A 21,169-nucleotide genomic window follows, 5' to 3' on the forward strand; every position below is an offset into this window, starting at 1 on the left:
CCGCTGGGCCAGGGTATCGCCAACGCCGTCGGCTTCGCCATCGCCGAACGCACCCTGGCGGCGCAGTTCAACCGCCCTGGCCACGACATCGTCGACCACCACACCTACGCCTTCATGGGCGACGGCTGCATGATGGAAGGTATCTCGCACGAAGTCTGCTCCCTGGCCGGCACCCTCAAGCTCGGCAAGCTGACCGCCTTCTACGATGACAACGGCATCTCCATCGACGGCCACGTCGACGGCTGGTTCACCGACGACACCGCCCTGCGTTTCGAAGCCTACGGCTGGCACGTGGTGCGCAACGTTGACGGCCACAACCCGGACGCCATCAAGGCCGCGATTGAAGCAGCCCGCAAGGTGACCGACAAGCCGTCGCTGCTGATGTGCAAGACCGTTATCGGCTTCGGTTCGCCGAACAAGGCCGGCACCCATGACGTGCACGGTGCCGCGCTGGGCGCCGCCGAAGTGGCCGCCACCCGCGAAGCGCTGGGCTGGAAATACGCCGCCTTTGAAATCCCGCAGGACATCTACGCCCAGTGGGACGCCAAAGAAGCCGGTCAGGCCAAAGAAGCGGCCTGGAACGACAAGTTCGCCGCCTACGCCAAGGCCTTCCCGGAACTGGCTGCCGAGTTCAAGCGCCGCATGAACGGCGAGCTGCCGGCCGACTGGAAAGCCGACGCCAAAGCGTTCGTGGAAAAACTGCAGGCCAACCCGGCCAACATCGCCAGCCGCAAGGCGTCGCAGAACGCGCTGGAAGCGTTCGGCAAGGTGCTGCCGGAGTTCCTGGGCGGCTCTGCCGACCTGGCGCCGAGCAACCTGACCATGTGGTCCGGCTCGAAAGCGCTGAACGTTGACCCGGCGGGCAACTACATTCATTACGGCGTGCGCGAGTTCGGCATGACCGCCATCACCAACGGCATCGCGCTGCACGGCGGCTTCCTGCCGTACTCGGCGACCTTCCTGATGTTCGTGGAATACGCCCGCAACGCGGTGCGCATGGCGGCACTGATGAAGCTGCGCAACGTGTTCGTCTACACCCACGACTCCATCGGTCTGGGCGAAGACGGCCCGACCCACCAGCCGGTGGAGCAGCTGGCGAGCCTGCGCGTGACCCCGAACATGAGCACCTGGCGCCCGTGTGACCAGGTGGAATCGGCGGTGGCGTGGCAGTACGGTATCGAGCGCAACGACGGCCCGACCACCCTGGTGTTCTCGCGCCAGAACCTGACCCAGCAGCCGCGCAGCGCAGAGCAGCTGGCGAACGTGTACCGCGGCGGCTACGTGCTGAAAGACTGCGCGGGCACGCCGGACGTCATCCTGATTGCCACCGGCTCCGAAGTGGGTATCACGGTGGAAGCGGCGGACAAGCTGACCGCAGCGGGCCGCAAGGTGCGCGTGGTGTCGATGCCGTCGACCGACGCGTTCGACAAGCAGGATGCGGCGTACCGCGAGTCGGTGCTGCCGGCGGCGGTAACGGCGCGCGTGGCGGTGGAAGCGGGTATCGCGGACTACTGGTACAAGTACGTGGGCCTGAACGGCGCCATCGTGGGCATGACCACCTTCGGTGAGTCGGCGCCGGCGGAGCAGCTGTTCGCCGAGTTCGGCTTCACCGTGGACAACGTGGTGGCCAAGGCGCAGGCGCTGCTGAAGTAAGCGGTCTGGCGCAAGCCGATAAAAAAGCCGGTCATCATGACCGGCTTTTTTTATTCCATCACCCGATGAATCTGCAAATACTGCAGCAGCATGATGGTCTTGCCGTCTTTAATCCGGCCGTCGGCGATCATCGCCACCGCTTCACTGAACGGCAGTTCGATCACTTCGATATCTTCATCTTCAATGCCGCCGCCGGCCGCGCGCCGCTCATCATCATGGTATTCGGCGATAAAGAAGTGCACGATTTCAGTCACGCCGCCCGGCGACATGTACGCTTCGAAGATTTTCTTCACCTCGCTGACCTGAAAACCGGTCTCCTCCACCGCTTCGCGGCGCGCGCATTGCTCCGGAGAGTCGGCGTCCAGCAGGCCGGCACAGGCCTCGAGCAGCATGCCGCTCTCGTTGCCGTTGACGTAGGTCGGCATGCGGAACTGATTGGTCAGCACCACCGTGCCCTTGGCGCGGTTGTACAGCAAAATGGTAGCGCCGTTGCCACGATCGTAGACCTCGCGCACCTGTTGCACCGAACCGCCGTTTTTGCGTTTCAGATCGAACGTGTACTTGTGCAGCACATACCAGTTGTCCGACAGCAGCTCTTTCTTCACATTCTCAATTTTCGACGACATAACCCTTTTCCCTTGCGTGACAACGTGCAGATCATACCGCGATTAGGCCGCGCCGCGGCAGACGATTTGCAACAAAAATCACATCGCCTCTCCGGGTAAACCAGGATTTAAAATACATCGTGGGCAGACGCAGACTCTGACAGACGAGTCAGGACGAATCGCATCCACAAAGGCAAATCATCAGTGGAAACCGGGCTGCGGCTGAAAATCGGTGGGCATTTCGCTATTCATTTGATTACACAACGACAATTGTTCCCGTTTTGTTGACAACTTGATACAAATCGCGGTGCAATTTAGTTGCAAAAGTTATAGTTTTGCTTTCGAATGAAACTGGCGAAGCGCCTCACCTGAGAGAAAAGGATTCCGTGATTGCTTGTTAAACGTTCCGTGACCGGCAGCCTGGCCAGAGCGCTGTTCGGCATCGTGATCCTGTCGGTGCTCGCCACCGGGTTGGCGTTGACGACCGTCGCCGGCAGCCAGAGCGATGCCGAGGCGATCAACATCGCCGGTTCGCTGCGCATGCAAAGCTACCGCTTGGCCTTTGACCTCGACCGGCAGAACCCGGAGCTGGAGCTGCACCTGCAGCAATACCGGCAATCTTTGCAGGCACCCGCGCTGCAAAAGCTGGCGCGTTTTTACGTCCCGGCCGAGGTACGCAACCACTATCTGGCGTTGCAACGAACATGGCAAACGATGGAGCAGCAGATCCGCGACGGGCAGGCGGCCGCCTACCGGGCAGAGGTTGCCGGCTACGTCAACCGCGTCGATCATTTCGTTTCCGCTCTACAGCGTTATTCAGAGTTGAAACTCACCCTGGTGGCCGCCATCAGTGTACTGGGCTACGCCGCCATCATCGGTCTGGTGCTGTTCTGCATCCGTTTTATGCGCCGCCAGGTGGTCACGCCGCTGCAGCATCTGGTCGACGCCAGCCAGCGCGTGCAACAGCGCGACTTTCGCCACCCGCAGCTGGACGTGGCGCTGCCGAACGAACTCGGCGTGCTGTCGCAAACCTTCAGCGCCATGTCGGACGAGCTGGCCCGGCTCTATCAGTCGCTGGAGCTGAAAGTGCAGGAAAAGACCCAGCGCCTGCAGCAGGCCAACGAAACGCTGGAGGTGCTGTATCGCTGCTCGCAGGCGCTGAGCGTGCGCCAGATCGATCAGCAGGCGTTTGAAAATGTGCTGCGCATCGTGCGCCAAAGTGAACGACTGCGCTGCATCCGGTTGAACGTGGCGGACGACCATGGCCAGTGGCAACTGAACGAAGGAGAGCCGGCGCCGGCGCAAGCCTGGAGCGCGCTGTCGATCACTCAAGGCGATAAACTGCTGGGCGAATTGCGTTGGCAGCCCGAGGCGCAGCCGCCGCATCCTCACCTGATGCAGAGCCTGGCCAATATGTTGGGCCGCGGCGTCTACTTCAACCGCGCGCAAAAGCAGCACCAATATCTGTTGCTGATGGAAGAGCGTGGGACCATCGCCCGCGAGCTGCACGATTCGCTGGCGCAGACGCTGTCGTTCCTGCGCATCCAGCTGACGCTGCTCCGGCGCGCCGCCGACGATCCGGCGGCGCAGACGATTATCGATGATTTCGATCGCACGCTGGCCGATGCCTATCGCCAGCTGAGAGAATTACTGGCCACCTTCCGCCTCAACATTCAGGAGGCGGATCTGAATGCCGCGCTGGAGCAACTGTTGCAGCCATTAAAGGCGCTAACCCCCGCGCGGATTCAGTTACACTGTCGGCTGCCCTCGCAGGCGCTCAACGCCCAACAGCAGGTGCACGCGCTGCAGATCGTGCGCGAAGCGGTACTCAATGCCGTCAAGCACGCCGGAGCGAACGAGATCGCGGTGTGTTGCGAGGTCAATGCCGCAGGCGACAACGTATTCAGCATTACCGACGACGGTTGCGGCATCGCCAGTCTGGAAGAACCGGAAGGGCATTACGGCTTGACCATCATGAGCGAACGCGCGGCGCGACTGGGAGGAACGCTGCGCATCCGGCGCAGAAGCGGCGGCGGCACGGCGGTCTGCCTGACATTCTCGCCCTGACCTTGCGGCTGTTCACTCGGCGTTACGGTTGCCGCCGGGCAGAAGGCCGCCCAGAGAGGTTTGCGGTGCAGAATGCCGCTATTTTTGAAGAGACAGTCCCACTGTGAAGCACGCCTCCGGGCGCGTTTGAGTGGCTTTACTTGCTACAGGGAGCATATTTCATGGTGATGAAGCAATACCGAGTCATGATCGTTGACGATCATCCGTTGATGCGGCGCGGCATCAAACAGCTGCTGGGACTGGATGCGCGATTTGGCGTGGTAGCGGAAGCCGGCAACGGCAGCGAGGCGGTTGCGCTGGCACTGCAGCACGCGCCGGACGTGATCTTGTTGGATCTGAACATGAAGGGCATGTCCGGGCTGGATACGCTGCGGGCCCTGCGCGACGAAGGCGTGGACGCGCGCATCATCGTGCTGACGGTCTCCGACGCGCGCAGCGATCTGTATGCGCTGATCGACGCCGGCGCCGACGGCTATCTGCTGAAAGACAGTGAACCGGAACAGCTGCTGGAACACATCAGCGCCGCCGCCGAAGGGCAGAACGTGATCAGCGACGCCATGGCCGACTATTTGCTGGCGCGCGGCGAGCAACGCGATCCCTTCGCCGCCTTGACCGAACGCGAACTGGACGTCTTGCAAGAGGTGGCGCGCGGCCTGTCCAACAAACAGGTGGCGGCGCAGCTGCATATCTCTGAAGAAACCGTGAAGGTGCACATCCGCAATATACTGCGCAAGCTGGACGTGCGTTCTCGCGTGGCGGCGACGGTGATGTACCTGGAGTACAAAAGCCACTGATCGCCCCGCCCCGGCCAATACGCCGGGGCCGCTTACTCGATGGCGCTGAGCAGCGCCTGATGGTGCTGATGCACCCAGCTCTTGTTGAACGGCCCCCAGCTTTCCAACTGATAGAAACCGTCGTTGTTGCGCACGCCCTGCTGCACGAACTGCAGCTCGACGCCCATGCCGGGCAGCGCCTTCAGCACATCCTGCAACGTGCGGCGCGGCCAACCGGTCAGCGCCATCAACCGCGGCACATTGGGCCGCTCACTGTGGCTGATCAGCCAGCATAAATAAAGCCGACGGGCAAATACCGGGTTAATTCCCATGCCAAGCTCCTGCTGTAAGGTGAGTCCAGTTTTTACTTTCGGTTGCCTGCGGCGAAGACATGCGCAAGGCCTTTGATAGTAATAAAAATGTCTTAATAGCGTACAATTATCGGCGTCGGTGCATCCACGCCGTTTTCCGCTACCGTTATTTACACTATCTCCTTTTTTTCTCCACGCTTTCCTCGACTATCCCGAGTAAAGTGCAATAGCGCCGGAATCCTTCCCTGCCGCTGAAATGCATATTTCCGATGCGTTTTAAAGATAGAACAAGTCATAACGAGGTTCGCGCTGCATGGCCAATTTTTTTATTGATCGCCCGATTTTCGCCTGGGTGCTGGCAATTATTCTTTGCCTCACCGGGGCATTGGCGATTTTTTCTTTACCGGTAGAACAATACCCGAATCTGGCGCCGCCGAACGTGCGCATTAGCGCAACTTACCCAGGTGCTTCGGCGCAAACGCTGGAAAACACCGTCACGCAGATCATTGAACAGAATATGACCGGCCTCGACAACATGATGTATATGTCGTCGCAGAGCACCAATACCGGCCAGGCAACCGTCACGCTGACGTTCGAAGCCGGCACCGATCCCAACGAAGCGATGCAGCAGGTGCAAAACCAGCTGCAGGCGGCGATCAAACGTTTGCCGCAGGCGGTGCAGAATCAGGGGGTCACGGTGTCGAAATCCGGCGACACCACGCTGATGATGGTGGCGTTCGTCTCCACCGACAACAGCATGGACAAGCAGGACATCGCCGATTACATCGTCTCCAACCTGCAGGATCCGCTCAGCCGCATCAACGGCGTCGGCAGCATGGACGTGTACGGCTCGCAATACGCCATGCGTATCTGGCTCGATCCCAACAAGCTCAACAGTTACCAGCTCACGACCCAGGACGTGGTCAAGGCCATTCAATCGCAGAACGCCCAGGTGGCGGTCGGCCAGTTGGGCGGCACGCCATCGGTCGATAAACAGGCGTTGAACGCCACCATCAACGCCCAGTCGCAGCTCCAGACGCCAGAACAATTCCGCCAGATCACCCTGCGGGTCAATCAGGACGGATCGCTGGTGACGCTGGGCAACGTCGCCACCGTCGAACTGGGCGGCGAGAACTACAACTACCTCAGCCGCTACAACGGGATGCAGGCCGCGGGCATGAACATCAAGCTGGCCTCCGGCGCCAACGAACTGCAGACCGACCAGTTGGTGAAGGACAAGATCGCCGAACTGTCGCAGTACTTCCCGCGCGGGCTGGAGGCCAAAGTGGCCTATGAAACCACCCCGTTCGTCAAAGCCTCGATCAAGGACGTGGTGAAAACGCTGCTGGAAGCCATCCTGCTGGTGTTCCTGGTGATGTACCTGTTCCTGCAGAATTTCCGCGCCACGCTGATCCCCACCATCGCCGTGCCGGTGGTGCTAATGGGCACCTTCGCCATCCTGTCCGCCTGCGGCTTCAGCATCAACACCCTCACCATGTTCGCCATGGTGTTGGCGATCGGCCTGCTGGTGGACGACGCCATCGTGGTGGTGGAAAACGTCGAACGCGTGATGAGCGAAGAAGGCCTGCCGCCGCGTGAAGCCACGCGCAAATCCATGGGGCAAATCCAGAGCGCGCTGGTCGGCATCGCCCTGGTGCTGTCGGCGGTGTTCGTGCCGATGGCGTTCTTCGGCGGCACCACTGGCGCCATCTATCGACAGTTCTCCATCACCATCGTCTCCGCCATGGTGCTGTCGGTGCTGGTGGCGATGATCCTGACCCCTGCCCTGTGCGCCACGCTGCTCAAACCGATCGCCAAGGGCCACCACCACGGTAAGCGCGGCTTCTTCGGCTGGTTCAACCGCATGTTCAACCGCAACACCGAACGCTATGAGCGCGGCGTGGGGCGCATCCTGCACGCCAGCGGCCGCTACATGGTGATTTATCTGCTGTTGCTCGGCGGCATGGCGTTGCTGTTCATCAAGCTGCCGACCTCCTTCCTGCCGCAGGAAGACCGTGGCATCTTCACCGTACAGGTGCAGCTGCCGGCAGGCTCGACCCTGCAGCAAACGTCCAAAGTGGTGGAAAAGGTTGAGCGGTACTTCCTCACCGAAGAGAAACAGGATGTGTTGTCGGTGTTCGCCATCATCGGCTCCGGGCCGGGGGGGAACGGCCAAAACGTGGCGCGTCTGTTCATTCGGCTAAAAGACTGGGATCTGCGCACCTCGGGCGCCAACAGCTCGTTCGACATCATCGATCGCGCCACCCTGGCGTTCAACAAGATTAACGAAGCGCGGGTGATCGCCAGCAGCCCGCCGGCTATCACCGGCCTCGGCAACTCTTCCGGCTTCGATATGGAGTTGGAAGACCACGCCGGCCTCGGCCACGCCAAGCTGATGGCAGCGCGCGATCAGCTGCTACAGCTGGCCGGGCAAAACCCGCTGCTGTCGCGCGTGCGCCACAACGGCCTGGACGACAGCCCGCAGTTGCAAATCGATATCGATCAACGCAAGGCTCAGGCACTGGGCGTGTCTATCGACGACATCAACAATACCCTCTCCACCGCCTGGGGCTCGACCTACGTCAACGACTTCGTCGACCGCGGCCGGGTGAAAAAAGTCTACGTGCAGGCCGCAGCGCCGTTCCGCATGCTGCCGGATGACATTAACAAATGGTATGTACGCAACAGCGCGGGCGGCATGGTGCCGTTCTCGGCCTTCGCCAGCTCGCACTGGGAGTACGGTTCGCCGCGGCTGGAGCGCTATAACGGCAGCTCGGCGCTGGAGATCGTCGGCGAAGCGGCCAACGGCGTCAGCACCGGCACCGCGATGGCGGAAATGGAAAAACTGGTCAGCCAACTGCCGACCGGCTTCGGGCTGGAATGGACGGCGATGTCCTATCAGGAACGGCTGTCCGGCTCGCAGGCGCCGGCGCTGTACGCCATCTCGCTGCTGGTAGTGTTCCTGTGCCTGGCGGCGCTGTACGAGAGCTGGTCGATACCGTTCTCTGTGATGCTGGTGGTGCCACTGGGGGTGATCGGCGCGGTCGCCGCCACCTGGCTGCGCGGTCTGGAGAACGACGTCTATTTCCAGGTTGGCCTGTTGACCATCATTGGGCTGTCGGCGAAAAACGCCATTCTTATCGTCGAGTTCGCTAATGAGCTGAACCATAAAGGCCAGGATCTGATGTCGGCGACGCTCGACGCGTCCCGCATGCGTCTGCGGCCGATCCTGATGACCTCGCTGGCGTTCATCTTCGGCGTGCTGCCGATGGCCACCAGCAGCGGCGCCGGTTCCGGTAGCCAGCATGCGGTCGGCACCGGGGTGATGGGCGGCATGATCTCCGCCACCCTGCTGGCGATTTTCTTCGTGCCGCTGTTCTTCATGCTGGTGCGGCGCCGTTTCCCGGGTAAAGCGCATCCGGCAACCACGCCGACCACTGAGGAGTAACAGGCAGCGCATAAAAAAAGCAGCGTCGGGTAACCGATGCTGCTTTTTTTCGAACGATAATCTCGTTCCCAAGGTGTTTCAGTGACGTTCCAATGACTCAACCTTGCCATCTGCTTCAACGCTGTGTCAGTTGCCCAACATCTCATCAATGAAGTCTTTCCAGTTTCCTAATTCACGATCAACCATAATACTTTACAACCTCAATTATTTGACGAAGCGGATTCTACGCTTGTTTTTTGACCATGTGAAGGGAAACGGGAACGATGCCGGGCCCGGAAATCGGGCTTAGCGCACATTTTCGTATTTATCTGATCAATGTGCAGTACAGCTATTCCCTTGTGATATCAATTTCTCCACGGTAGCGTGTAAAAGGTATAAAAATACGCCAAGGGAGCGCCGATCATGTCCACTTCTTTGTCTCTCTCGCAGTTGAAAACGCAGGGCCGCTATCAGGAAGCGACTGCGCTGGCGTTACGGCAACTGGCGGCCGAGCCGGAAGCGGCGATGTTACACTTTCAGCTGGCCTGCCTGTATGACGTTCAGGGCCTGGAGCAACAGGCCATTCCCTGCTACCTCGCGGCATTGGCTCGCGATTTGCCGCCCGCCCAGCGCCGTGAAGCCTGGCTGGGCCTCGGCAGCACTTACCGCGCCCTGGGGAAATACCCGGCTTCGCTGCGCGCTTTCGACGATGGCCTGACCGAATTCCCGCAGGCCAACGAACTAATGCTGTTTCGCGCCATGACGCTGTACAACCTGGGTGAAAATAAACGCGCCGTGGCCGATCTGTTATTGTTGCTGGCGGACACCTCGTCAGACCCCGGTATCCGCGGCTATCAGCGCGCCATTCGGCACTATGCCGCCGATCTCAATCATATTGATTAGAGGAAAACCATGGAAATCATCACCGATATGAGCCGCCGCGCCATAGACTGGCAGCAGCTGTGTGAATTGCTGCAGGCCGCCGGGCTGGGCGAACGCGATCCGCATACGCTGCAACGCGTTTACCAACACAGCCAGTTTTGCTATTGGGGGTTTATCGGCGATGAGCTGATCGCCACCGCACATGCCATCAGCGATTTGACCTCGGTTGCCTACCTGGCCGACGTGGCGATCGATCCGCGCTTTCAGGGACAGGGGTTGGGGCGCAGGTTGATGGACCGGGTGATGCAAGATCTGGCGCCGCTCGGCAAGATTTTCATCTATTCGGTGCCGGAAAAACTGGCCTTCTATAAAAAGTACGGCTTTCACGATTTGACCACCGGCATGGTGTTCGCTGAGGGCGCCGCCCTGCGGCGTTTGCAACAGGGAGGCTACGTACGTTAATCGCGCATTACAAGGTTTTGCTCATAAAGATACGGCAGGTCCCCGGCGGCAGGCACGGCACCTCCCCCATACGCTGCCAGCCATGTCGTTGATAAAAGTCCGGCGCCTGAAAGCTGATGGTGTACAACACGGCGGAAAGGCAACCGCGCCGGCGGCCTTCCTGCTCGAAACGGCGCAACAATTCGCTGCCCAGCCCCGCCCCGCGCAACGCTTCCGGCAGATAAAAGAGATCGAGAAACAGCAGCCCTAATGATGAGCGCCCGGTAATCCCCCCGAGAACCTCCCCACTATCGGGATCTTTTACCACCACGGCCAACGGCAGACGATCGCCGTAGCCGATATGTTGATCATTAAAACGGTCCAACCCCTCCGCGATACAGGACGTTATTTCCTGCGTTACCCGATCGGAAATTTCGATATGACATTCTTTCACGCCAGCTCTCCGTATCAATCATCCACGTTCGCACTCTGCTCACAGCTTAAAACATCGCATTTTCTTTGTTTAGAATTACCTTTGTCTCAATTTCCACGTTAATTTTCGCATGACTTCAGCGCCGACTTTACTGTCGATCCAAGTAAAGCTTCTCATCGTGATAAAACCAAGAAAAATCTTATTTTTTAACTCGTTAAACGCAATCTTACGTCATTTAATGATCGTCAAAAACGATCGTTTTGATAATTTTGATAGCCAATATCTATGTTAATTCCTTTCAATTACCGAGGTATTAATAGAAGATGTCTATTCTATTAGCCTTACCTTGCTTAAAAATTCAGTTGAAAAAAAGATTTACTCTTTATAAATCATGCTAGTATATAACCTTCCCTTCAAAGCTCGCGCCCAGATAACGCTCATTCGTTTGCGGTGCAAGATAAGTTCAACATGAAATTATTTAGATTATTTCTTTTTTTATGTTTTAAGATATCAATCCTCACCGGGAAATAGAAAGTAAAGGACTATAATAAAATGGAAATTGATATTTTCAGCGAGTGTGCCTATACCACCGTCGGCATTCGACAACTCATTAACCAAACATGGGCGGAAAAACGCGCGCCGGCCGGCTTTAGCCGTAAAAGGGTCTGCTTTATCGATGTCACTATCGCCAATTTTGAAGCACGTTACCGCGATGAATATGCCAACCCCAATACCTACAAAATAATCATTATCACCGACTGCCTGCATGAGGTGGTGATTGTCGACAATAAGACCATTATATTATCAAACCTTATATCATTGAGCCGCTTCAGCCACCTGATCGGTGACTTATATAAGCGTTACAGTCACTATACCGAACCGCCGCAACTCTCCCAGCGCGAGTCCCTTTTCCTTTCGGAGTGGTCGACGGGAAAATCGCTGGCCGATATCAGCAATGCCATGAATATCAGAAATAAAACCGCCAATCATTACAAGTCGCGAATAATGAAAAAGCTCGGCGCCAGCAGGATAAAACCGCTGTTGCATATTACCCGCGTACGGTGTTTGACCGATCGTTTAAACATAAGAATCAATAAAGAGTAGTGACCGCCCCCCAGCTCCGCATTGGCGGCTGAATGCGTTCGCCGGCGTCTTTTAAAAGCACCGCTGGCGAAGGTCGCCGTTTCATCGCTTTGCCAACCTCTCTCTCCCTGGCGCCCAATCGTCTCTCGCGCGCATCGTTGTCTGGATCTCGCCGCCGCTTTACTGGCATTATCTCTGCTATCGCCGGGCGGCGAGAAGGCCTAAGACCGCGCCCGCCGCTCAGTATCGACTCGACGAGACAGGTAGCTTTACGCCATGGCAAATAAACCGCAACAGACAACGCTGACGATGTACGGCATCAAAAACTGCGACACCATCAAAAAAGCCCGCCGCTGGCTGGAAGATCAGGGCATAGCCTATCATTTTCACGACTACCGCGCCGACGGCCTGACCGAACAGCAACTGCGCGGTTTCGTCGCGCAGCTGGGTTGGGAGCCGCTGCTCAATACCCGCGGTACCACCTGGCGCAAGCTGGATGAAGCGCAGCGCAACGCCTGTGATAATGCCGACGCCGCCATCGCGCTGATGTTGGCGCAGCCGGCAATCATTAAACGTCCGCTGCTGGACGACGGCAACGGCCACGCCCTGCTCGGTTTTAACGCCGACACTTACCAACAATTTATCACCGAGGTTGCCGTATGACTTGCCCGGTTATCGAACTGGCCCAGCAGTTGATCAAACGCCCTTCCCTCAGCCCGAATGACGAAGGCTGCCAGCAGCTGATGATCGATCGCCTGCAGGCGATCGGCTTCACCGTCGAAGCAATGGACTTCGAAGATACCCAAAACTTCTGGGCCTGGCGCGGTGAAGGGCAAACCCTGGCGTTTGCCGGGCACACCGACGTGGTGCCGACCGGTGATGAAAAACGCTGGGACAACCCGCCGTTTGAACCGGCAATCCGTGACGGCATGCTCTATGGCCGCGGCGCGGCGGACATGAAAGGCTCATTGGCCGCGATGGTGGTGGCCGCGGAACGCTTTGTCGCCGCCAACCCGAATCACCGGGGTCGTCTGGCATTCCTGATCACTTCGGATGAAGAAGCCAGCGCCACTCACGGCACGGTTAAAGTGGTCGAAGCGCTGATGGCGCGCAACGAGCGGCTGGATTACTGCCTGGTCGGCGAGCCGTCCAGCACCGAGCGCGTCGGCGACGTGGTGAAAAACGGCCGTCGTGGCTCCATCACCGCCAACCTGCATATCCACGGCGTACAGGGGCACGTTGCCTATCCGCATCTGGCGGACAATCCGGTGCACCGCGCCATGCCGGCACTGAATGAACTGGTGGCGATCGAATGGGATCGCGGCAACGAGTTCTTCCCGCCGACCAGTATGCAGATCGCCAACGTGCAGGCCGGCACCGGCAGCAACAACGTGATCCCGGGCGATCTCTACGTGCAGTTCAACTTCCGTTTCAGCACCGAACTGACCGACGCGATGATCAAGCAGCGCGTGGAAGAGCTGCTGGAACGCCATCAGTTGAATTACAGCATCGAATGGCGGCTGTCCGGTCAACCGTTCCTCACCTCGCGCGGCGCGCTGGTGGATGCAGTGGTCAACGCGGTCGAGCACTATTCTGAATTGACGCCGCAGTTGCTGACCACCGGCGGCACCTCCGACGGCCGCTTCATCGCGCAGATGGGCGCGCAGGTGGTGGAACTGGGGCCGGTCAACGCCACCATCCACAAGGTCAACGAATGTGTCAACGCCGCGGATCTGCAGCTGCTGAGCCGCATGTATCAACGCATCATGGAGCAATTGGTCGCATGATCAACGCAGAGATGCTCACCGGCCGCTCAACCGAACACCTCGCGCCGCTGAGCGGGAACCACCGCCTGCAGCCGCAGGCGGTCAACGCCTTCCTGGCGATGCAGCAGGCGGCGCATGAGGCGGGATTCGATCTCCAGCCCGCCAGCACCTTCCGCGATTTCGACCGCCAGTTGGCGATTTGGAATGGCAAATTCTGCGGCCAGCGGCCAGTATTAGATAAGGACAGCCGCCCGATCGACGTCGCGACGTTATCGGCCGCCGAGCGCTGTGAGGCGATCCTGCGCTGGTCGGCCCTGCCGGGCGCCAGCCGCCATCACTGGGGCAGCGATCTGGACGTGTACGATCCGTCGCTGTTGCCGGAAGGGCAAAAGCTGCAGCTGGAGCCGTGGGAATATGAGGAAGGCGGTTACTTTGCGCCGCTCAACCAGTGGCTGACGGCGCATATGGCCGAATTCGGTTTCTACCGCCCCTTTACCGAAGACTGCGGCGGCGTGGCGGTGGAGCCGTGGCATCTGAGCTACCGGCCGCTGGCACAAGAGGCCGAACATTTGCTGACCCCGGCGCTGTTGCTGGCGGCCTGGCATGATAAGGAGGTCGCCGGTGCCGAATGGCTCGAACGCCATCTGCCCTCGATTTTTTCGCGTTTTATACGCAGTGAAGGAAAGGAGTAGCTATGCAATGGTTAGCTGATTACTGGTGGATTATCCTGCTGGTTCTGGTGGGGATGGTCGTCAGCGGCATCAAGGAACTGCGCCGCGTCGACGTTAAAAGCTATTTGGCCAACAAGCCGGAGATACCGCCGCACCGCGACAACAATGCCCAGTGGGATGACGAAGACGACTGGCCGAAAAAGAAATGACATCAGGGCGCTCATCGGCGCCCTGAATTTTTAGCGAAAGGCGATCAGCTCGCCGCGCTTGCCGGACAAGGCTTCGTCCCAGTAGCGCTGCGGCACATAATAATGCAGCCTTTCCAACGCGGCGTTCATCATGCCCTGGTTGATTGCGTGCCCGACGTTTTCCTCCACGTCCAGCGTGAAATCGGCGCCGTTGGTCCGCAACGCCTCCGCCGCCGCGTGAGCGTGTTGCACCGCGATCACCGCATCCTCTTCACCGTGGATCAAATGCACCACGCTGTCGCCGAAAGCCCGCTCAGGCAGTTGCGCGAAACGCCCGCTGAACGCGACCACGCGCCCGGCCAGCCGGGTTTCTGCTTTCAACGCTTCCAGCGCCATGATCGCCCCCTGCGAGAACCCCACCAGCGCCGTGCCGGCATAGCCTACGCCGCTCAACTGCTGCCAATGACGCACCACGGCCACAAACTGCGGCATCACGGCTGCGATGCGGGCCGCGCGGTTCTCTTCGGTCACGTCCTGCACCGAAAACCACTGACGCCCTGCACCGTTGCCGAACGCTTCGGGGCCACCGATGCTCACCACCTGTGCCTGAGGAAAGTCTTTGGCGAAGTAGCTGCCGATCTCCCCCATCGCCACCGGGTTGTCGCCGACACCGTGAAACAGCAAGATCAGCTGCGCCGCCGGGGTCGCCGGGGTTTGGACAACGAAATGCTCATGTTTCATCGATGACTCCTTAATAGTAACCAAACCTGGTGCGGCGACAGTCGCCGCCGCACCGCTGACAGTGACTATACGCCGTTGAGAAATCGGGAAAATCGGGTTTTATTGAGCGAGTTATTCAATTTATTGCAACGACTGCGCCCAGTCGCGCCAGTAACGGCAGTGCTGCGCATTCAACTGTTCCAGCGCCTGCGCCGTTTCGTGCCGCCAGTGCCGCAGCAAGGCTTTCTGGCCACTTACGCCCGCCTGCTCCGCGCACGCCGCCGGGGATTGTCGCCGTTGCAGATGGCCGCGCAGCGCGGGCAGCGGCAAATTGCTGGCCAACAGCAAACGCTGCAATGCCCCCAGGCTGGCCTCCAGCGGCCGATGGGCGAAAGCGAATCCGGCCAGCTCGCGCCAGTCCTCTTCGCCAAGTGGCGTGTCGCCGTCGTCGCCCGGGATCGCCAGCGCGAGTTCAATACGCTGCCGCAGCCAGGGCCAGTCGCGCGCCAGATGCTTGTGCGCCGCGTGCCGCAGCGCCTCTCCTTGCTCGCTCAGGGGCAAGATAGCCATCGCGGTATAGCAGCCGCTGCTGGCCTCCGGCTTGCTGCCGATGCGCACCAGCTCGAAACCGCAGGATTGCCAAAAGCGCCACAGCGGCTCGGTATAGCCGAAGCTGACCGACAGGAAGTCCAGACCCTGCGCCTGGCGGCGTTGCCGCTCGACCAGCTGACGCGCGATACCCTGCCGCCGCAACGCCGGCAGCGTCGCGATGCGGGTAATGCGCCGTGAATGCAGCGTCGGCGCCCACCACTGGCCGCCATGCGCCGCCAACGACTGCGCCACCAAGTTGCCGCGCGGTCGGCGGCGGCCGGCCCACACGTCGTGCGCCAACTCGGCGCTCAACCCGCCTTCGTCCACCAGCCACACGGCGCCCACCACCTCCTGTTCGGCCTGCGCCAGCCCGAAATGCATACCGGGCGCATCCATCAACCTGCGCAAATCCAGCGGCGAGGTGCGGTAATGCGCGCTGCTTAGCAGAGCATAGAAACGCGCCAGCCGCTGCGGATCGGCGCACAGTTCACGCTGCTCCGCCTGGCTGTAATCGATCGCCTGGCCGTCCGCCGGCCAGGCGGGCAGCTCGTTGAACAACAGCGCATTGTCCGTTATCCGTTCCAGCGCATCCCCCTGCGCCCAGCGCATCGGCTGTTGCAGGCTCAACGCCTGATAGGACGGCAGCCCGGCGCAAAACTTCAGCAGAAAACCGCGGCCGGTGCCTTCATAGCCCTGCACCGTGGTGGTCAACAGCACGCGAGGGAAATAACCGATCAACTGCTGCAACAGCGGCGCGGGGATCGCCGCCGCCTCATCCACCAGCAGCCAGCCCACCTCACTGACGTCGCCTTCCCGGCACTGCGCCAACAAGGCATCGGGCGCCCAAAACTGCGCGCGCCCCTGCGCCCATTCCCCGGCCACCTCAGTGGCGGCGCGGCTCGGCCCGGTGATCCAGCAGGTCAGCGGCGACTGCGCCACCAGCATACCTGCCAGCGTCGATTTGCCACGGCCGCGGGCGGCGGTCAGCACCCACACGCCGGACTCGGCCTGCAGCAGCGCCGTCAAGATCGCCTGTTGTTCCTCGGTCGGGCGGCCATCCGGCGGCTGCCACCCTTCACGCGCCGGCAGCGCGGCCAGCATCAGGGGCTCTCCCTGCCGCCAGATCGTCACTTCGCTGTCATCGGCCAGATGCTGCTGCAGATGATGAATGAAATGCGGAGTGGTGATCGGCTGCGGACAATCGCTCCAGCGCAGGCTGTCGCCGTCCGGCTGCTGAGGCCATTGTCGCCAGGGGGGCGTCAACAGCAGCAGCCAGCTGCCGGCGCGCAAGGCGCCACTCAACGCCGCCAGCGCCTCTACGTCCAGCGAGTGACAGGCGTCGAACACCGCGTGCAGCCGCTCCTGCCCCAGCAATTGGCGCATCGCGCCGCTTGCTAAAGCCACCTCGCCGGGCGGCGGATTTTCCCCGACCCACGGCCAGTCGCCTGGCAACGTAGCCGCCAGCCGCTGCGCCTGTTCGCGGCACCAGTCAGGTTCACCGCTGAGCACCAGCAGGCGTCGGATGCCCTGCCGCCGCATAAGTTGTTGCGCTGCCTGTAACATAACGCTGTGTCTCAATCCGAAAAAAATGCCGGAGTCAGGCTCCGGCACTTGAGGCGTTAACGGGATGCAAAGGTGTTGCAGGTATTGGGATCGCCGCTGTCGAAGCCCTGTTTAAACCAGGTATAGCGCTGCTGCGAGGTGCCGTGAGTGAAGCTGTCCGGCACAACGCGGCCCTGGCTCTGCTGCTGCAACCGATCGTCGCCAATCGCCTGTGCGGCGTTCAGCGCCGCCTGCAGGTCGCCCTCTTCCAGCATCTGCTGCTTCTCAGCGTATTTGCCCCACACGCCGGCAAAGCAGTCCGCCTGCAGCTCCATTTTCACCGACAGGCGGTTTACTTCCGCTTGGCTGGCGCCCTGCTGCATCTGGCGGACCTTCGGCTCGATGCCCAACAGGTTCTGCACGTGGTGGCCGACTTCGTGCGCCACCACATAGGCCTGAGCGAAATCACCGCCGGCGCCCAGCTTGGTTTTCATATCCTGGTAGAAAGACAAATCGATATACACCGTTCTGTCACCCGGGCAGTAGAACGGCCCCATAGCCGCCTGACCGGTGCCGCAGCTGGTGCGCGTCACGCCGCGATACATCACCAGCTTCGGCGGTTGATAGGTTTTGCCCATGCGCTGGAAAATCTCTTTCCAGTTATCCTCGGTTGAGGCCAGCACCACCGAGGTAAATTTGGCCAATTCATCGTCTTTCGGGCTGATGTTAGCGCTCTGCTGTTGACCCTGCGGTGCGACGTTACCGCCGTTCAATAGCGGCGACAGATCGATACCGTAATAGCCGGCCACCAGCACCACCACCAGAATGACAATGCCGCCCTTGCCGCGCGGCACACGGAAGCCGCCGCCACCACCGCCCAAACCTGAAGATTGCCCGCGACGATCCTCAACATTGTCACTTTCCCGACGCCCTTGCCAACGCATAAATACACTCCAGATATTTCCCCTGCTCGTTGAAGTTGCACCGCGATCGTAAGCGCAAAGGCAGCTTCAAGCCTGAGTGGGATAGGTTTTAGTCATCTCGCATCCATCATTATAAATGGTCTGCCGCGGAGGAAATGTAGAAATTTTCTGGAAAAACGCAGAATAGCGGGACGATCCGGCCGGATCGCCCCGAATGGCGGTGCCAACGCTTAGTCGAGCTTCACGCCGATGCGGCGCGCCACTTCTTCGTAGGCTTCGATCAGGCCGCCCAGGCTTTGACGGAAACGGTCTTTGTCCATCTTGTCCAGGGTGTTTTTGTCCCACAGGCGGCTGCCGTCCGGCGAAAACTCATCGCCCAGCACCACTTCGCCGTTGAACAGGCCGAACTCCAGCTTGAAGTCGACCAGGATCAGGCCGGCGTCGTCGAACAGCTGGGTCAAGACCTCGTTGGCGCGGTAGCTCAGGTCGCGCATGCGCGCCAGATGTTCCTTGCTCACCCAGCCGAAGGTTTCGCAGTAGGATTCATTCACCATCGGATCGTGCATGGCGTCGTTTTTCAGGAACAGATCGAACAGCGGCGGGTTCAGCACCAGACCTTCTTCGATGCCCAGACGCTTCACCAGCGAACCGGCGGCGCGGTTGCGGATCACGCATTCCACCGGCACCATGTCCAGCTTCTTCACCAGCACTTCGTTGTCGGACAGCAGACGCTCCATCTGGGTCGGGATGCCGGCTTCTTCCAGTTTGCTCATGATGAAATGGTTGAACTTGTTGTTCACCATGCCTTTGCGATCGAACTGCTCAATGCGCTGACCATCCAGTGCTGACGTATCGTTGCGGAACTCCAACACCAACAGATCGGGATTCTCGGTGGTGTAAACGGTTTTTGCCTTTCCGCGATACAGCTCAGCTAGCTTTTGCATCTTACTTACTCCAGTGATGTATCCCCGTTGTCTCCCGAGCGCGGCCCGAAATTAGGGGGTATAGAATTGACCTAATGAATTCTTTGGCGTGCCGGACACTATTGTGCCAAACCTGCGACGCAAACGATACCGTATAGACAAAACAAAAAGGGGCCGAGGCCCCTTTTTGATTAGTTAACGCTGGTTTTACTGAAGGCAGACTGGAATGCCGCCACCAGTGCATCGTTTTTCGACTGGGTGAGCGGTTTGCCTTTCGGATCGATGAATTGCAGGCTGGTGCGGTTGTTGAGATCGCCGACCTGCAGCTTGTAATCCCCTTCCGCCAGTTCAGGATCCTTAACGCCCAACGCATCCCAATCGCTGCTGCTCAGGGACTTGTAGGTCACGGCGACGGTGCCCTGCGGACGGCTGCGGTCACCCACTTTCATCCCCAGTTTTTCGAGCGCCGGCGGCAGGCGATCCCACACAACGGTGTACGGGCCACGCACGACCAGCATCGGCAGGCCGGTGTCATCGGCGCCGCTCTGCACGTCCAGTGCGCCGAAGCGGCTGGCGGTCTGGCTGCTCGCCAGGTTGTCCTGCTTGTCCAGGCCTTCGATCAGGGTGTTGATCATCATGCCGTTGTAGCGCTGAATCTCAGATTGGTCGGTCACCTGCTCGCTCTTGCCCTGCTGCTGCAGGCCAACGCTTTTCACCACCAGCGCCTGCTGGTAGCCCTGCTGCTGCACGCTGATCTGATAACGGCCTTCGTACTGGTTGTCTTCGTCCAGACGGTTCCACTTCACCCAGTCGGTGGTCAGGGTCTGACCGGCGTCCTGGCGGGAAGCGATCGCGATGTTCTTCGCCTGCAGCAGGCTGACGACGCGCGACCACAGGTTCTGGTTCTGCGGGCTGTTTTCCAGCAGCAGCGTGCCGCTGTCGCCGGCGTATTGCGCGCGTGAACCGCTCAGCAGCGCCAACGGCTGCACCGGCGGACGAATGTCCAGCTGCTTGCCGACGTTGCCTTGCAGCTTCGTGGCGGGAACGTCATAGTTGCCGCTCTGCACCGGCAGGATCATGCCGGACGGCGCGTTCAGCGCCTTGAGCGGAGCCGCGTCGAGGTAGGCCTCGTCGCCGCTGACCTGGCGCTTGTAGCGCTGATCGCTGCTGCAGGCTGCCAGCATCATCACCAAAGAGATGCCCACTACTTTTGCTACCGTCGACTTTTGCAATGAATAAGCCATCAAATTTCCCTTAGAGTTACAGCAAACCGACGCTTTTCAGCGCGCGCTCCACCACCGGGCGGGCGGTTTCACTCAACGGCGTCATCGGCAGACGCAGCGTATCGGTTGCCATCAATCCCAACGCCTTACAGGCCCACTTCACCGGAATTGGGTTTGCTTCTACAAATAGATCCTGATGCAACGGCATCAAGCGCTGATTTAAGCGGCGCGCTTCGGCAAACTTGCCCTGCGCCGCCAGCGCGCAAAGTTCCGCCATCTCGCGCGCGGCCACGTTGGCCGTCACGGAAATCACCCCTTTGCCGCCCAGTTGCATGAAGTCCAGTCCGCTGGCGTCGTCGCCGCTCAGCAAAATGAAATCTTCATCGTCAACCAGCACTTGGATCTGACTAACGCGACTTAAGTTCCCCGTCGCTTCTTTTACAGCAACAATATTCTTGATTTTCGCCAGCCGAGCGATGGTCGGCGGCAGCATGTCGCAACCGGTGCGCGAAGGCACGTTGTACAGGATCTGCGGCAGCTCGGTGCTCTCGGCGATCGCCTTGAAGTGCTGATACAGCCCTTCCTGCGTCGGCTTATTGTAGTACGGCGTCACCGTCAGACACCCCACCACGCCGGTATTGGCGAAGCGGGTGGTGAGCGCGATGGCTTCGGCGGTAGCGTTGGCGCCAGTGCCGGCGATCACCGGGATGCGGCCGTCGGCCAGCTCCAGCGTCTGCAGCACCACGTCAACGTGCTCGTCATGGGCAAGCGTTGCGGACTCGCCGGTGGTCCCTACGGAAACGATCGCCGCGGTGCCACTGGCTACATGATAATCGATCAATTTTTTCAGGCTCGCGCGATCGACAGCACCTTTGTCGTCCATCGGCGTAACCAGTGCAACAATACTTCCCGTAAACATTGGCCGTCCCCTCCACAAACAAGTCACT

At 59.9% G+C, this 21,169-nt stretch carries 21 protein-coding genes; 11 read left to right on the top strand and 10 right to left on the bottom strand.

What is annotated here, in order from left to right; all coding sequences use genetic code 11:
- The coding region (gene tkt / locus ACJ8J4_RS18465; protein ID WP_442516097.1) for a transketolase at positions 1-1,653 on the top strand (1,653 nt) is incomplete at its 5' end.
- Positions 1,654-1,703: 50 nt separating this feature from the next.
- Here tkt and nudK read toward each other — a convergent pair.
- Positions 1,704-2,279 carry a GDP-mannose pyrophosphatase NudK gene (gene nudK / locus ACJ8J4_RS18470; RefSeq protein WP_033651517.1) on the bottom strand — a complete coding sequence of 192 codons (576 nt, stop codon included), beginning with the start codon at positions 2,277-2,279 and terminating at the stop codon, positions 1,704-1,706.
- Positions 2,280-2,648: 369 nt separating this feature from the next.
- Between nudK and narQ the strand changes: the two genes are divergently transcribed.
- Positions 2,649-4,325, top strand: coding sequence for a nitrate/nitrite two-component system sensor histidine kinase NarQ (gene narQ / locus ACJ8J4_RS18475; RefSeq protein WP_173888264.1), 1,677 nt, complete (start codon positions 2,649-2,651; stop codon positions 4,323-4,325).
- Between the two features lie 161 nt (positions 4,326-4,486).
- The gene (locus tag ACJ8J4_RS18480; protein WP_025303816.1) at positions 4,487-5,119 is read left to right on the top strand and encodes a response regulator; all 633 of its coding nucleotides are present in this window, start codon (positions 4,487-4,489) and stop codon (positions 5,117-5,119) included.
- Between the two features lie 32 nt (positions 5,120-5,151).
- Here the strand turns inward: ACJ8J4_RS18480 and ACJ8J4_RS18485 are convergent, their stop codons facing one another.
- Positions 5,152-5,430, bottom strand: a complete 279-nt coding sequence (locus ACJ8J4_RS18485) for a winged helix-turn-helix domain-containing protein (protein WP_004941750.1) — start codon at positions 5,428-5,430, stop codon at positions 5,152-5,154.
- Positions 5,431-5,722: 292 nt separating this feature from the next.
- Here ACJ8J4_RS18485 and acrD point away from each other — a divergent pair, with 292 nt between their 5' ends.
- On the top strand, positions 5,723-8,857 hold the full coding sequence (acrD, locus tag ACJ8J4_RS18490; RefSeq protein WP_264383678.1) for a multidrug efflux RND transporter permease AcrD: 3,135 nt from the start codon (positions 5,723-5,725) through the stop codon (positions 8,855-8,857).
- Positions 8,858-8,983: 126 nt separating this feature from the next.
- On the opposite strand, the gene ypfM is transcribed toward acrD, so the two are convergent.
- Positions 8,984-9,043, bottom strand: a complete 60-nt coding sequence (gene ypfM, locus ACJ8J4_RS18495) for a protein YpfM (RefSeq protein ID WP_100396732.1) — start codon at positions 9,041-9,043, stop codon at positions 8,984-8,986.
- A 216-nt stretch (positions 9,044-9,259) separates the two neighbouring features.
- Here ypfM and ACJ8J4_RS18500 point away from each other — a divergent pair, with 216 nt between their 5' ends.
- Positions 9,260-9,739, top strand: coding sequence for a tetratricopeptide repeat protein (locus ACJ8J4_RS18500; protein ID WP_049204814.1), 480 nt, complete (start codon positions 9,260-9,262; stop codon positions 9,737-9,739).
- A gap of 9 nt (positions 9,740-9,748) precedes the next feature.
- Positions 9,749-10,180, top strand: coding sequence for a GNAT family N-acetyltransferase (locus ACJ8J4_RS18505; protein ID WP_167324504.1), 432 nt, complete (start codon positions 9,749-9,751; stop codon positions 10,178-10,180).
- A 7-nt stretch (positions 10,181-10,187) separates the two neighbouring features.
- Here ACJ8J4_RS18505 and ACJ8J4_RS18510 read toward each other — a convergent pair whose 3' ends face one another.
- A complete protein-coding gene (locus ACJ8J4_RS18510; RefSeq protein ID WP_060434453.1) occupies positions 10,188-10,613 on the bottom strand; it encodes a GNAT family N-acetyltransferase in 426 nt (141 codons plus the stop codon).
- Between the two features lie 531 nt (positions 10,614-11,144).
- Between ACJ8J4_RS18510 and ACJ8J4_RS18515 the strand changes: the two genes are divergently transcribed.
- From ACJ8J4_RS18515 to ACJ8J4_RS18535, 5 genes are all read left to right on the top strand, one after another.
- On the top strand, positions 11,145-11,696 hold the full coding sequence (locus tag ACJ8J4_RS18515) for a LuxR C-terminal-related transcriptional regulator (protein ID WP_089181196.1): 552 nt from the start codon (positions 11,145-11,147) through the stop codon (positions 11,694-11,696).
- A 255-nt stretch (positions 11,697-11,951) separates the two neighbouring features.
- On the top strand, positions 11,952-12,338 hold the full coding sequence (locus tag ACJ8J4_RS18520) for an ArsC family reductase (protein ID WP_025303822.1): 387 nt from the start codon (positions 11,952-11,954) through the stop codon (positions 12,336-12,338).
- Complete coding sequence (gene dapE / locus ACJ8J4_RS18525) at positions 12,335-13,462, top strand: succinyl-diaminopimelate desuccinylase (RefSeq protein WP_025303823.1); 1,128 nt, start codon at positions 12,335-12,337, stop codon at positions 13,460-13,462. The genes ACJ8J4_RS18520 and dapE overlap by 4 nt, the downstream gene beginning before the upstream one ends.
- Positions 13,459-14,133, top strand: coding sequence for a M15 family metallopeptidase (locus tag ACJ8J4_RS18530; RefSeq protein ID WP_025303824.1), 675 nt, complete (start codon positions 13,459-13,461; stop codon positions 14,131-14,133). Before dapE ends, ACJ8J4_RS18530 begins: the two co-directional genes overlap by 4 nt.
- Before the next feature lie 2 nt (positions 14,134-14,135).
- Positions 14,136-14,321 (top strand): YpfN family protein, encoded by a 186-nt coding sequence (locus tag ACJ8J4_RS18535; RefSeq protein ID WP_004941720.1) that lies wholly within the window; start codon positions 14,136-14,138, stop codon positions 14,319-14,321.
- 30 nt (positions 14,322-14,351) lie between these two features.
- Here the strand turns inward: ACJ8J4_RS18535 and ypfH are convergent, their stop codons facing one another.
- The 6 genes from ypfH to dapA all read right to left on the bottom strand — a co-directional run bounded on the left by ypfH (position 14,352) and on the right by dapA (position 21,141).
- The gene (ypfH, locus tag ACJ8J4_RS18540; RefSeq protein ID WP_197824413.1) at positions 14,352-15,041 is read right to left on the bottom strand and encodes an esterase; all 690 of its coding nucleotides are present in this window, start codon (positions 15,039-15,041) and stop codon (positions 14,352-14,354) included.
- Positions 15,042-15,161: 120 nt separating this feature from the next.
- Entirely contained in the window at positions 15,162-17,174 is a 2,013-nt protein-coding gene (locus tag ACJ8J4_RS18545) for a tRNA(Met) cytidine acetyltransferase TmcA (RefSeq protein WP_197824412.1), read from the bottom strand.
- A 56-nt stretch (positions 17,175-17,230) separates the two neighbouring features.
- Complete coding sequence (ypfJ, locus tag ACJ8J4_RS18550; RefSeq protein ID WP_043140420.1) at positions 17,231-18,097, bottom strand: KPN_02809 family neutral zinc metallopeptidase; 867 nt, start codon at positions 18,095-18,097, stop codon at positions 17,231-17,233.
- 209 nt (positions 18,098-18,306) lie between these two features.
- On the bottom strand, positions 18,307-19,020 hold the full coding sequence (gene purC, locus ACJ8J4_RS18555; RefSeq protein WP_043140423.1) for a phosphoribosylaminoimidazolesuccinocarboxamide synthase: 714 nt from the start codon (positions 19,018-19,020) through the stop codon (positions 18,307-18,309).
- A 170-nt stretch (positions 19,021-19,190) separates the two neighbouring features.
- Positions 19,191-20,243 carry an outer membrane protein assembly factor BamC gene (gene bamC, locus ACJ8J4_RS18560; protein ID WP_025303828.1) on the bottom strand — a complete coding sequence of 351 codons (1,053 nt, stop codon included), beginning with the start codon at positions 20,241-20,243 and terminating at the stop codon, positions 19,191-19,193.
- 16 nt (positions 20,244-20,259) lie between these two features.
- Positions 20,260-21,141: a 4-hydroxy-tetrahydrodipicolinate synthase gene (gene dapA / locus ACJ8J4_RS18565; RefSeq protein ID WP_033644005.1), complete on the bottom strand. Its 882-nt coding sequence runs from the start codon at positions 21,139-21,141 to the stop codon at positions 20,260-20,262.
- Positions 21,142-21,169 lie beyond the last annotated feature (28 nt).

Source organism: Serratia sp. CY47280 (assembly GCF_052168655.1).
GTDB classification, from domain to species: Bacteria; Pseudomonadota; Gammaproteobacteria; order Enterobacterales; family Enterobacteriaceae; genus Serratia; species Serratia bockelmannii.